This is a genomic window from Pseudomonas lutea, from assembly GCF_000759445.1.
GTDB lineage: Bacteria > Pseudomonadota > Gammaproteobacteria > Pseudomonadales > Pseudomonadaceae > Aquipseudomonas > Aquipseudomonas lutea.
This window is the reverse complement of record NZ_JRMB01000001.1, coordinates 52,503-64,916: the sequence shown is the minus strand read 5'-3', so window position 1 is coordinate 64,916 and position 12,414 is coordinate 52,503. Positions and strand designations below refer to the sequence as shown.

Here is a 12,414-nt window from a genome sequence, read left to right as displayed (position 1 = left end):
GCTAGCCGCCTGCACAACTGAGCGGTGCGCAGGGCTCCAGCCCTGCGTGGCCAGTGGTTCAGTGGCTCAGTGGTAATGCCTGGGTGCTTCAGCGCTTCGGAACACGGTCTTCAAGCAACGCAACCCTCAAGAATGCATCACCTTGTCGTGATCGCGGACGCTGTACTTCACCACGCCCCAGATCACCAGCTCGTCACCCTCCATGACATAGCGCGGCGGGTACTTGCTGTTTTCCGACTTGAGAATCACCTCGTTCCCACGCATGTGCAGGCGTTTGCAGACCGGCTCGGTGTTGAGTGCAGCGATGACGATGTCGCCGTGCTCGGCGTACAAACTGCGGTCGACAATCACCAGATCGCCGCAGTAGATGCCCGCCCCCTGCATGCTGTCGCCTTCGATCTTGACCAGATAGACATGCGGCGCGCGGATGTCGAAAAGCTCGTCCAGCGAGATATGCCGCTCGATGTGGTCGGCGGCCGGCGACGGAAAGCCCGCCGGGATGCGGAATGCGTAAACGGGAAACCTGTCGCCCGCCGCCGAGAACGGTCCAAGGATGGTGACACTCATGATACTGGCCTTGTGATTGATAACTGTACGTATATACAGTTAACGTTTTCAGCCGCATGCGGTCAATCTTGAAAGCAGCAAAATTCGACGGGTGACACATGTGCGGACGCTACTCCATTTACGAGCCAATGGACCACTACCTCAAGACCCTTGCGCCAGAGCAGTTGGTGATCAACGGCTACGATCTCTGGCCCATCGAGCGTTACAACGTGGCGCCGACAACCCGCGTCGAGATCATCCGCCCGGTCGCTGACGGCTTGAGCGTCGACAAGGTGCGTTGGGGCTGGTCGCCTTTCTGGGCGAAGGGCAAACGACCCGACCCGATAAACGCGCGGGTCGAGACCGTGATGACGGGGAAATTCTTCAAGGACTTATGGCCGAACGGTCGCGCGCTGGCACCCGCCAACGGCTGGTTCGAATGGGTGAAAGACGCGAACGATCCAAAGCGCAAGCAACCCTGGTTCATCCGACTGAAGGATCATGAACCGATGTATTTCGCCGCCTTGGGGCAAGTCACCTCGGGCCTGGAGCCGAACGAAAGCGACGGTTTTGTGATCATTACCGCAGCGAGCGATGAAGGCATGCTCGACATCCATGACCGCCGCCCGCTGGTGCTGACGCCGGAGCTCGCCCGGGAGTGGATCGATCCGCAAACGCCGGCGTCACGCCTGCAGCAGATCGCGCAAGACGGCTGCCGACCGGTCAGCGACTTTCGCTGGCACGCGGTGAGCAAGGACGTGGGTAATGTGCGAAACGACGGCGCCAGACTGATCGAGCCCGTGGAGGGGCCCGATCTGGCAGAGCGTCAAACTGCGCTAGACCTTTGACCGCTGTGCCAGGCGGTCAAACGTGGCGCAACGCCTATGTGATCAGAGCGACCACTTGACCGAGAACATGACATTGCGCGGATCGCCATAGACGCCTGTGCCCCGCTCAGTCGGGATGCCCTGCCAGTAACGTTTGTCGAACAGGTTGTTGACGTTGACGCGGCCATCCCAGTGCTCGTTCAGCTTGTAACCGGCCATCAGGCCAACCACACCGTAAGCTTCCTGGTTGGCCTCACCGTCGCCGACACGGTTGAAGGTCTTGCTCTGGGCAAGCACGTCAGCGCCCACGCGCCATTTGTGCAACTCGCCGGGCAAGGTGTAGCTGGTCGCAGCTTTGAACAGGTGCTTGGGTTGCTCAGGCGCAAACAGTTTGCCCTCGTTGCTTTTAATGCCGTCTTCGACGAACTGGCTGAGCACATAGGTGTACGAAGCCGACAGCTGCCAGTTCGGTGTCAGCGCGCCGCTCAACTCAGTATCAATTCCTCGACTGCGAACTTTCCCTGCTGCGCCATAGCAACTGGCGGCATCGATGTTGGGGCAGTTCAAGACCGTCTGGTTGGGTAGCTTATAGGCGCGGTTTTCCTGCTCCATTTCAAACAGCGCCACCGAAGCGTTCAGCGCGCCGTCAAAATATTCACCCTTCAGGCCGAGCTCGTAGTTCTTGCCAGTCATCGGTTGAAGGACGGATTGTGATGCGTCCATCTCGCTTTGCGGTTTGAAGATTTCGGTATAACTGGCGTAGGCCGAATACGTTTCGTTCAGGTCATAAATGATGCCTGCGTACGGGGTGACTTCGCGAACCACCTTATAATCGCCGTCGCCCACACGGTCGTCGTAGTCATACCAACTGACTCGGCTGCCGAGGATGACGTGCAGTGGATCAATCGGGTTCAGGCGCGCTGCAGCGTAGACGCCCTCCTCGGTCGCGGCGTTGCGGGTCTCCCATCGATCGGTATCCACGTCTGGCTTAGGCACGGAATGAGTCGGATTGTAGAGATCGATCGGCGTGCCTTCGGTCCAGCCGCCCCATTGATGAAATTTTTCCTGCCGACGGCTCACGCCGAATACCATTTCATGCTCGCGACCAAACAACTGAAACGGGCCCGTGAGTGAAGCGTCGAGGTTGGTTTGGTCGTCGTCGTCGCGATACTTGCCCTGGTATTGCTGGAAGCCCAACAGATTGTCAGGAGATATATAGCTGGAGAACGTGTCCGCTTCCGCCCAGATCTTCTGCCCTGCCAGTTTGGCCGACCAGCCGTTGTCGAAGCGGTGAGTGACGTCGGTGAAGAACATAATGTTGTCTTTGTTCCAGTACGACCAGTCATTGCTGAGGAACGTCGAGCGCTTGAGGTGCAGGTCCTCGCCATTCGGACCGCTCGGCAGGCCGCCCCAGTCGGAGGTGTTGTCGTCACGCTGCTTGGAGGCGCCGACTGTCCACGTGGTTGAGTCATTCAGATCGGCTTCGAGGATGCCGTAAAAGGTCTGGCGCTGGTTCTCGCGGATATCGGAAAAGCTCTTGTCGTCTTCGTAAGCTGCAACCACACGGCCACGGACAGTGCCGGAATCGTTGAGCTTGTTCGACGCGTCCACCTCGGTGCGGTAACGGTCCCAACTGCCGGCGCTGGTCGTCACGCTCACCTGCGGCACCGCGGTCGGGCGCTTGCGCACCAGGTTCAACGTCGCCGCCGGGCTGCCCGCCCCGGTCATCAGGCCCGTCGCACCACGCACCACTTCGACACGGTCGTACATGGCCAGATCAGCGCCTGAAATCACGTCCTGCGTGTACGTACTGATGCTGCTGGGCAGCCCGTCGTACATGATGTTGTCGATCTTGAAGCCACGCGCCAGAAACTCCTGACGATCGGATGCGGTCCGGTGCAGGGTCACGCCGGGCGCGTACTTGACCACGTCGTTCAGGTCATTCATGCCCTGATCGTCCATGCGCTGGCGGGTGATCACACTGACCGACTGCGGCGTCTCGCGAATGGACAGCGGCAGCTTGGTCGCCGTGTTCATGGAGCCCGTAGTGTACGAACCGGTACTTTCAGTGGTGGCCAGGCCGGCAATGCCGTAATCAGCATTGATGCTCAGCCCTTCCAGCGCCACCGCACCCTGGGTTGCCGTTGCTGTTGCCTGGGCCGGGGCTTGCACCTGTGCTGCCTGGGCCGCAACGACCTGCGCCGAGTTGCCGTTGACGCTGCCTGTCAGGCCGCTGCCCGCCAGCAGCTGGCGCAAGGCTTGCGCCGGTTCCAGTTCACCGCGCACGGTCGGCGCCTGTTTGCCGGCCACGGTTTGAGGATCAAACACCACCCGAATTCCGCTGGCACTGCTCAACTGAGCGAGTGAAGTCGCCAACGGCTGGGCAGGCAGATCAAGGCGCACCGGCGTGGCGAAAGCATGGCTGGAAAAAGCAAGCGAAACGAGCGCAGTCAAGGCTGGCAAAGCGGGACGTAACATCGGGTGCTTCCTGGAAGGACGAAGACGTGCTGATCTGCGGCACGGCACCCTGAGGAGCGACGAACCGCATGGCGAAGAGCTATGAGGGCGCCGATCCTAACAACTTTTTCATAAAATGTTAATGCAAAGCGTTATCACCTGATAAGGCTTCTGATTCATGCTGTCATTTGGGTGATGTGCTGCGTCCGAAACTAGCCATAAGGCGGTATCACGCGGCTGCGCGCTTTACGCTGCCGAACAGTTTGGGCCCGAGCAGATTGACCGTCAGCCCCAACATCACCAGCACGCCGCCTGCGCATTGCAGCAGACTCAGGCGCTCGCCGAGAACCAGCGCTGAAGAACTCAGGCCGACCACCGGCACCAGCAGTGAAAACGGCGCGACCTTGCCCGCCGGGTAGCGAGACAACAGTTTGCTCCAGCTGATATAGCCAAAGAGGGTGGCCACGAAGGCCAGATACGCCAGCGACAGCACCGAGCTCCAGCTCAGGTTCAGCAACGAGTGCTCAATGAGCGCCGGGCCTTCCAGCCACCACGACATCGCCAGAAACGGCAGCGGCGGAACGATCGCACCCCAGACCACCAACGCGACGAGATCGACGTTTCCAAACCGGCGCGTAATGATGTTGCCCAATGCCCACATCGACGCGGCGCACAACACCAGCAACACAGCCAGCAACGGGGTTGCAGCCCCTGTGCCCATGCCGATAAGCGTCAGCCCGCCAGCGGCGATGAGCAAGCCAGCGACGCTGTAGACGCGTAATTTCTCACCGATGAATATCGCCGCGAACAGCAGCGTGAAGAATGCCTGCGCTTGCAGCAGCAACGAGGCCAGTCCTGGCGGCATGCCGTGCGCCATGCTCTCGAACAGAAAGGCGAACTGCCCGAAGGAGATGGTCGACCCATAGGCAAGCAACCAAAGCCAGGGCAGCTTCGGACGGCGGATGAAAAACACCGCCGGAATCGCAACCAGCGTGAATCGCAGCGCGCCCAGCAACATCGGTGGCAGGCCATCCAGGCCGTATTTGATCACGATGAAATTCAGCCCCCATGCAACGATGACAAGCAAAGCCAGGCACAGATCTTTAAACGGCATGGGGTTCCTTAAAAGGCGATAGCAGCGCGCTGCTGGGTGAAATGGGGCGCGGCAAATTGTGCAGGAGCACACGGATGCGTTCAACCGGGCGGGTCTTGCATCAGAGCGAGAAGTCGCCGGCCGAGGGCTACCCCCTCGAAAAACCGGGAACTAACAGCTCGAGCCATTCTCGGAATAACGAGAACTGAACCCTCCGGGAACGATACCAGAGCAAACAAACCCTGGTGATCGCTGCGGCGGGGTTCGGCAGATGGCAGACAGCCCACCCTAGGCCGCACCATGCTGGAACGGCCATCCATGCAGCAAAGGAGCAGGACCGATGGACTATAACGATGTCGCCGAAGTCATCACCACCAGTAGCACGTCGGGTGCCAACGATCTACTGGGCAAGGGCTGGACGCTGCTGGCCGTTGTGTCGGGCAACAGCGGTCCGGATTTCGTGTTGGGTCGACACAAGGATCAACCAAAGCTGGCGGGCAAGAGAAATTCCGGCGAGCTACTGGGCGACGCCGACCTTTAAGCGCAGGCGCCGTGGGACCGGTCACCTCAGGCAGCTGAACGACGAGCCCAACGTCCAGCCGGGAGACGCCAGCCTCCCTAGACTTTGAATTGCCCCATCAGTGCTTGCTGATGGTTGGCCAGTTTATTGAGCTGTTGGCTGACTTGCGCCGACTCGCCTGCCTGGCGGGAAATGCTTTCAGTCACGTCGCGAATGGCAGCCACGTTACTGTTGATCTCTTCCGCCACCAGACTCTGTTCTTCGGCGGCGCTGGCAATTTGCAGGTTCATGTCGGTAATCATCCCGACGGCTGTACTGATGCGCCTGAGAGCACTCACCGCGAGCTCCACCTGACGTACGCTGTTCTGCGCCTGTTCATGGCTTGCACCCATGGTGCCGACGACTTCGCGCGTGCCACTTTGAAGGCCTTCGATCACCTGGCGTATTTCTTCAACCGAATCCTGTGTGCGTTTGGCAAGGCTGCGCACTTCGTCAGCCACTACAGCGAAACCTCGTCCGGCATCACCGGCCCGGGCAGCTTCGATGGCCGCGTTGAGTGCCAAAAGATTGGTCTGGTCGGCAATCGAGCGGATCACTTCCAGTACAGAGCCAATCTGCTGGCTGCTGTGGGAAAGACCTTCGACCTCCCCCATGGCCATTGTCACTTTGTCGGCCAGCAGTTCAATGGCCGTGGTGGTGGTGTCGATGACGGCGAGCCCTTCATGGGTCGCTTCGTCAGCACTGCGGGCGGCTTCGGCGGCTTGCGCTGCATTGTGGGCCACGTCATGGGCGGTGGCGCTCATTTCCTGAAAGGCGGTAGCCACCTGATCCACTTCCCGGAACTGCTGCTGCATTCCATCGCTGGTTTGTCTGGCGATAGCCGCAGACTGGTCAGCGGTGGAACGTGCGTCCAGAACCGATAGCTTCACATCGGCGATAATCGGCTGCAGCTTGTCGAGGAAGCGGTTGAACCAACTCACCAGCTCACCCAGCTCATCGTCCTTTTTATACTCCAGGCGCCGGGTAAGGTCCCCTTCGCCGGTGGCAATGTTTTTGAGCATGTCCGCCACCTTCAGAATCGGGCGAGTGACGCCACGGGCGGTCAGCCACATCAGCACCAGGCCGGCGATAACGGCCAGCAAGCCAATGCCCAGCGCCATACGACTGTCGCTGGCGCGGCGGCTGTCGAGTTCCGCCTCAAGCTTTCTCGCCGGTGCAGTGAGGATTTCTTCCGGCACTTCGAGCAGGACACTCCACGGCTTGGCGCCTGGAATGGGGATCAGCGGCTCCAGCACCTGCAGCATCGGGCCCTGATGCAGCATTTGCGACTGGCCGCTGGCCGTCAGGCGAATGAGTTCGTCACTCTGGGCACCAAAACCCGTGCTCAAGGGTTTGCCCAGTACGGAGGCGTCGCCGCTATGGCCAGCAAAGAAGCCCAGCGGGCTGACGATACTGATACGACCCTGGCCGTCGTACAGCTCGGCGCTTGCCTTGTCGCTGATCCCTTGAAGGCTGGCCAGGCTGATGTCAGCGCCGACGACACCCACGACTTTGCCATCCACGACAAGGGGAACGGCGATGCTGGTCATCAAGGTTTTAACGTCGTCCACGTCGTCCACATAGGGATCGAGTACGCAGGTTTTTCCGCTGGTGACGGCGCAGGTGTACCAGAAATTATAGGGGGCGCCGTTGCTCATCACGGTGGTGTCGGTGAGCACTTTCTCCTTCATGGCCTCAGCTTCGAGTGTCCCGTCACTGGACTGTGACCAGTACAAGGCGAAGCGGCCCTTTTCGTTACTGCCCAACGCCGGCTGGTCCAAAAACTGCTCGTCCTTGCCATCAAGACCGTTGGCCTCGAACACCACATACAGTCCCAGCAGATTGGGCTTGGCCTGGAGGGCGTCGTGTATTTGCGAGGACAGATCGGCACGTACGGATTTTGAATCAATGTCGTGCTGCCGGGCCTGGGCAATCAGCATCTTTATTTGCCGGGTGAAGCCGTCGCTGTATTGGTAAACATCCATGAAATAGCGCTGGATGCTCAGGGCCTGGGTCTCGCCGCGAGCAGCCATGCGCTTCTGCGCCGACTCTTGCAGCATGGCGGTGCTGGAAGCCTGAACAATCCGGGCACTGCTGTGCGACTGATACAACGAAGCAGCGACCAGCAGCGTGACGATGAACAACAGACAAAGGGCTGCGAGCAGCGTGATTTTCCACTGAATAGAGAAGCGATTGAACATGGGTGTGCCTTGGATACGTCGGGTATGCAACGTATATCGGCGCATCTGCTCATTACTGAATTGAAGGTATTCGGGTATCAGGATCCGAACGGCGAAAGGAATCGTCGCCCACCAAACCCGAAAACAAAAAAGCCCCGCATTCGCGGGGCTCTTTTTACTGCGTTTGGCGGGGAACTAGGGATTCGAACCCTAGAAACGCTATTAACGTTCGCCGGTTTTCAAGACCGGTGCATTCAACCACTCTGCCAATTCCCCGAAGCTTCTGACGTAGGGTTCCGAGCACCCTGCGTCGCATTGCGGGCGCCATAATACCGTAATGAAACAAGCTGTCAAACTCTCCGGCTAGCGCGCTGCGTCGCCTCTGTTATGATCTTTGCAACTTGAGGTTTCAAACCCTTCATTTTCACCATCAGGAGTAGCGCCATGCGCGAACAGGATTACGCAGTCAACAACCGCGTGCAGGTCGAGCAGCTAGAGGTTAGCCGCGTCCTGCGCAACACTTACGGCCTTCTGGCCCTCACCCTTGCCTTCAGTGGCATCATGGCGTTCGTCTCGCAACAGATGAACTTCCGTTACCCGAACGTCTTCGTCGTACTGATCGGCTTCTATGGTCTGTTCTTCCTCACCAACAAACTGCGCGATTCGGCGTGGGGTCTGGTTTCTGCTTTCGCATTGACTGGCTTCATGGGGTTCATCCTCGGCCCGATTCTCAACCGTTACATCGGTATGCAGGGCGGCGCTGAAATCGTCGGCTCGGCGTTCGCAATGACGGCGCTGGTATTCGGCGGCCTGTCGGCCTACGTGCTGATCACCCGCAAGGACATGAGCTTCCTCGGCGGCTTCATCACCGCAGGTTTCTTCGTGCTGCTCGCGGCGGTTCTGGCCAGCATGTTCTTCCAGATCAGCGGCCTGCAACTGGCGATCAGCGCCGGCTTCGTGCTGTTCTCGTCGGTCTGCATTCTGTTCCAGACCAGCGCGATCATTCACGGCGGTGAGCGCAACTACATCATGGCGACCATCAGCCTGTACGTGTCGATCTACAACCTGTTCATCAGCCTGTTGCAGATCTTCGGCATCATGGGCAGCAAAGACTGATCGCTGCCTCATTAACAAAAAGCCCGCTTCGGCGGGCTTTTTGCTGTCCGGCGTTCGTGAATTCTTTATCATTGCGCTCATATGCCTTGTCAGCGACCCACTGAGCCGACCATGAAATTCGCCATCGCCCTCCATTCACCCGCACACGCGCCCTCCTCCCGACGCGCGCTGCTGTTCGCCAAGGCCGCGCTGGCTGAAGGTCATGAAATCGTGCGGCTGTTTTTCTACCAGGACGGCGTCCACAGCGCGTCCGGCAACGTGGTTTCACCTCAAGACGAGTCGGACACCGCTGCGCAATGGCGCGAATTCGTCAGTACGCACCAACTCGATGGCGTGGTGTGCATCGCCGCCGCCCTGCGTCGAGGGGTCCTGAATGTGGAAGAAGCGGAGCGTTATTCACGCCCTGCGGCGAATCTTCCAGCGCCCTGGGAACTGTCGGGGCTTGGCCAGTTGCATGATGCGGTGCAAGCGGCGGATCGCTTGATCTGCTTTGGAGGGCCGTAAAGTGGCGAAGTCATTATTGATCATCAGCCGGCAGGCACCGTGGGCCGGCCCCGACGCCAGAGAGGCGCTGGACATCGCGCTGGCGGGCGGCGCGTTCGACCTGCCCGTGGCCATGTTGTTTATGGACGATGGCGTACTGCAACTGGCACCGGTGCAAAATGCCACCCTGTTGCAGCAGAAGGACCTCACGGCCAATCTTCAGGCCTTGTCGATGTTTGGCGTGGAAGATCTGTTCGCCTGCCGCTTCAGTCTCAACGAACGTGGCATGCAGGCGACCGGCTTCAGCGTAGACCCGCTTGAGGTACTGGATGACGCGCAGATCGCTGCGCTCATCGACCGTTACGACCAAGTGATCACAATCTGATGGCGACTTTGCACGTACTTTCTCATTCCCCCTTCACCGACTCGCGTCTGAGCAGTTGCCTGCGCGTGCTCGGCCCCGACGATGGGGTCCTGCTGTGCGGCGACGCCGCTTATGCGCTGGGCACAGGAACCGTTGCTCAAGCGTTGCGTACCAAAAGCACTGGCCTGAGCGTGTATGTGCTCGATGAAGACGCCGAGGCCAGAGGCATCGCGCTGCCTGAGTGGGCGCAGAGCGTCGATTACGCAGGATTTGTCGCGCTGTCGGTGCATTACGACAAGGTCAACACGTGGCTATGAAGACGCTTACCGTTGACGGGCGTGATATTGCCCTGGACAAGGACGGCTACCTTACAGACCTGCATGACTGGTCCAAAGAGGTAGCCGAAGCCCTGGCCCGGGAGGAAGCGATAAGCCTGACTCCCGAGCATTGGGAAATCCTCGAACTGCTGCGTTCGTTCTACTCAGAATTCCAGCTGTCCCCGGCCACTCGCCCTCTGGTCAAGTACACCGCGCTGAAACTGGGCGCTGAGAAAGGCAACAGCCTGCACCTTAATCGCCTGTTCAACGGCACTCCCGCCAAACTTGCCGCCAAGCTGGCGGGCCTGCCAAAGCCGACCAATTGCCTATGACCGACTACGCCCCCCTCGTCACCCAAACCCCTGACGAACACCCGTTCGCACCCTTCGTACGTATCCTGGGCAAAGGTAAACGCGGCGCTCGCAACATGACCCGCGCCGAAGCCAGGGAAGCAATGGGCATGGTGCTCGATGAAAAAGTCGAGGACACCCAGCTCGGCGCGTTTCTCATGCTGCTGCGGCACAAGGAAGAGAGCCCGGATGAACTGGCGGGCTTTACCGAAGCCGTGCGCGAACGCCTGAACGCACCCCAACTCAGCGTAGACATCGACTGGCCGACCTACGCCGGCAAGAAGCGTCATCTGCCGTGGTACCTGCTCGCGGCCAAATGCCTGGCGCAGAATGGGGTGCGAGTGCTGATGCATGGCGGCGGTGCGCATACCGCTGGCCGCCTTTACAGTGAGCAGTTGCTGGAGCTGTTGGGCATCCCGTTGTGCCGCAACTGGCAGGCAGTGGGTGAGGCGCTGGAGCAGCACAACATCGCATTCATCCCTCTGGGAGACTGGGCGCCGCAGCTGCAGCGCATGATCGACTTGCGCAACACCCTCGGCCTGCGCTCGCCAATTCACTCGTTGGCGCGCATTCTCAATCCGCTGGGCGCACGCTGCGGTCTGCAGAGTATTTTTCACCCGGGCTATCAAGCCGTGCATCGCGACGCCAGCGGTTTGCTGGGAGACCACGCGATTGTGGTCAAAGGCGACGGCGGCGAAGTTGAAATCAACCCGGACACGATCAGCCATCTGTATGGCACCACCCACGGCCAGCCATGGGATGAGGAATGGCCTGCTCTGTCGGACCGCCGCCACGTCAAACCCGCCACGCTCGATCCCGATCACCTGGTCGCGATATGGCGCGGCGATCTGCAGGACAGCTATCCGCAACTGGCTCTGATTTCGACGATGGCCCTGGCGCTGCGTGGCCTCGGCATGCCGCGGGCTGAAGCCTTTGAACGTGCGGAACGCTACTGGGCCAGCCGCGATAAATCGATTTAACCGATAGGAACCGCCCAGTCTTTGCGCCATTTGTTCGAACGATTGTCTTTAGACTGACCTCCAACGTACATCAGTACACATTAATTGGAGTCAGACATGGGCCTCCTCGTCGAAGGCCGCTGGCAAGACCAGTGGTACGAGAGCAGCAAAGACGGCGCGTTCCAGCGTGAACAAGCCAAGCGCCGTCACTGGGTCACCGCCGACGGACGCCCCGGCCCGTCGGGCGAAGGCGGCTTCAAGGCCGAAGCCGGCCGCTACCATCTGTATGTGTCGCTGGCCTGTCCGTGGGCGCATCGCACGTTGATCGTGCGCAAACTCAAGGGCCTGGAGAGCCTGATCGACGTCTCGGTCGTCAGTTGGCTGATGCGCGAAAACGGCTGGACCTTCGACCCGCAGACCGGCTCCACCGGCGATGCGCTCGACGGCCACACGTTCATGTACCAGCGTTATCTGGCCGACACCGCGGACTACACAGGCCGGGTCACCGTGCCAGTGCTGTGGGACAAGCAGCTCAAACGCATCGTCAGCAACGAGTCGTCTGAAATCATCCGCATGTTCAACTCGGCGTTCGATGACCTGACCGGCAATCATCTGGATCTGTATCCGGAAGCGCTTCGTGAAGAGATCAACCGTCTCAACGACCGTATTTATCCGGCCGTGAATAACGGCGTGTACCGCGCGGGTTTCGCCACTTCTCAAGGGGCGTATGAAGAAGCGTTCGATGAAGTCTTCGCCGAACTGGACGCGCTGGAGCAACTACTTGGCGAGAAGCGCTATCTGGCGGGTGAATACCTGACCGAAGCGGACGTTCGCCTGTTCACCACGCTGATCCGGTTTGATGCGGTGTACCACGGGCACTTCAAGTGCAATCTGCGGCGTGTTGCCGATTACGCGAACCTGAGCAACTGGGTACGTGAGATGTATCAGCTGCCAGGGGTGGCCGACACCGTGGACTTCCAGCACATCAAGCATCACTACTACGGCAGCCACGCTACCATCAACCCGACCGGCATTGTGCCGAAGGGGCCGCAGCAGGATTTCAGCGGCGAGCACGATCGCGATCGATTGAGCGGGAAAGGGATTTTGCAGCAACACTGATGGGCGTCGCTTAATGCGCTGAAACCCGCCTCACCCTCCAGCGC

At 59.7% G+C, this 12,414-nt stretch carries 13 protein-coding genes and 1 tRNA gene; 9 read left to right on the top strand and 5 right to left on the bottom strand.

All coding sequences use genetic code 11. From position 1 onward, the window contains the following. Nucleotides 1-126: 126 nt before the first annotated feature. On the bottom strand, nucleotides 127-567 hold the full coding sequence (locus LT42_RS00300) for a LexA family protein (protein WP_037008891.1): 441 nt from the start codon (nucleotides 565-567) through the stop codon (nucleotides 127-129). 98 nt (nucleotides 568-665) lie between these two features. On the opposite strand from LT42_RS00300, the gene LT42_RS00295 reads away from it, so the two are divergent. Then, a complete protein-coding gene (locus tag LT42_RS00295) occupies nucleotides 666-1,394 on the top strand; it encodes an SOS response-associated peptidase family protein (protein ID WP_037008889.1) in 729 nt (242 codons plus the stop codon). A 42-nt stretch (nucleotides 1,395-1,436) separates the two neighbouring features. Here LT42_RS00295 and LT42_RS00290 read toward each other — a convergent pair whose 3' ends face one another. Both LT42_RS00290 and LT42_RS00285 read right to left on the bottom strand, forming a co-directional pair. Continuing rightward, nucleotides 1,437-3,851, bottom strand: a complete 2,415-nt coding sequence (locus LT42_RS00290) for a TonB-dependent siderophore receptor (protein ID WP_037008886.1) — start codon at nucleotides 3,849-3,851, stop codon at nucleotides 1,437-1,439. Between the two features lie 208 nt (nucleotides 3,852-4,059). Further along, nucleotides 4,060-4,944: an EamA family transporter gene (locus tag LT42_RS00285; protein ID WP_037008883.1), complete on the bottom strand. Its 885-nt coding sequence runs from the start codon at nucleotides 4,942-4,944 to the stop codon at nucleotides 4,060-4,062. Between the two features lie 319 nt (nucleotides 4,945-5,263). Between LT42_RS00285 and LT42_RS00280 the strand changes: the two genes are divergently transcribed. Beyond that, nucleotides 5,264-5,464 carry a hypothetical protein gene (locus tag LT42_RS00280; RefSeq protein ID WP_037008881.1) on the top strand — a complete coding sequence of 67 codons (201 nt, stop codon included), beginning with the start codon at nucleotides 5,264-5,266 and terminating at the stop codon, nucleotides 5,462-5,464. A gap of 77 nt (nucleotides 5,465-5,541) precedes the next feature. Here the strand turns inward: LT42_RS00280 and LT42_RS00275 are convergent, their stop codons facing one another. Together LT42_RS00275 and LT42_RS00270 are read right to left on the bottom strand one after the other, a co-directional pair. Further along, nucleotides 5,542-7,683, bottom strand: coding sequence for a methyl-accepting chemotaxis protein (locus LT42_RS00275; RefSeq protein WP_037008878.1), 2,142 nt, complete (start codon nucleotides 7,681-7,683; stop codon nucleotides 5,542-5,544). 164 nt (nucleotides 7,684-7,847) lie between these two features. Further along, nucleotides 7,848-7,938, bottom strand: a tRNA-Ser gene (locus tag LT42_RS00270). 168 nt (nucleotides 7,939-8,106) lie between these two features. Between LT42_RS00270 and LT42_RS00265 the strand changes: the two genes are divergently transcribed. The 7 genes from LT42_RS00265 to LT42_RS00235 all read left to right on the top strand — a co-directional run bounded on the left by LT42_RS00265 (nucleotide 8,107) and on the right by LT42_RS00235 (nucleotide 12,370). After that, nucleotides 8,107-8,778, top strand: a complete 672-nt coding sequence (locus LT42_RS00265; protein WP_037008875.1) for a Bax inhibitor-1/YccA family protein — start codon at nucleotides 8,107-8,109, stop codon at nucleotides 8,776-8,778. A 111-nt stretch (nucleotides 8,779-8,889) separates the two neighbouring features. Beyond that, nucleotides 8,890-9,282, top strand: a complete 393-nt coding sequence (tusD, locus tag LT42_RS00260) for a sulfurtransferase complex subunit TusD (RefSeq protein WP_037008872.1) — start codon at nucleotides 8,890-8,892, stop codon at nucleotides 9,280-9,282. 1 nt (nucleotide 9,283) lies between these two features. Continuing rightward, nucleotides 9,284-9,646 (top strand): sulfurtransferase complex subunit TusC, encoded by a 363-nt coding sequence (tusC, locus tag LT42_RS00255; RefSeq protein WP_037008869.1) that lies wholly within the window; start codon nucleotides 9,284-9,286, stop codon nucleotides 9,644-9,646. After that, a complete protein-coding gene (tusB, locus tag LT42_RS00250) occupies nucleotides 9,646-9,942 on the top strand; it encodes a sulfurtransferase complex subunit TusB (protein WP_037008866.1) in 297 nt (98 codons plus the stop codon). The genes tusC and tusB overlap by 1 nt, the downstream gene beginning before the upstream one ends. After that, nucleotides 9,939-10,274, top strand: coding sequence for a TusE/DsrC/DsvC family sulfur relay protein (locus LT42_RS00245; protein WP_037008864.1), 336 nt, complete (start codon nucleotides 9,939-9,941; stop codon nucleotides 10,272-10,274). The genes tusB and LT42_RS00245 overlap by 4 nt, the downstream gene beginning before the upstream one ends. Next, nucleotides 10,271-11,272, top strand: a complete 1,002-nt coding sequence (locus LT42_RS00240; protein WP_037008861.1) for a glycosyl transferase family protein — start codon at nucleotides 10,271-10,273, stop codon at nucleotides 11,270-11,272. The genes LT42_RS00245 and LT42_RS00240 overlap by 4 nt, the downstream gene beginning before the upstream one ends. A gap of 96 nt (nucleotides 11,273-11,368) precedes the next feature. Next, the gene (locus LT42_RS00235; RefSeq protein WP_037008858.1) at nucleotides 11,369-12,370 is read left to right on the top strand and encodes a glutathione S-transferase family protein; all 1,002 of its coding nucleotides are present in this window, start codon (nucleotides 11,369-11,371) and stop codon (nucleotides 12,368-12,370) included. The last annotated feature ends 44 nt before the right edge of the window (nucleotides 12,371-12,414 follow it).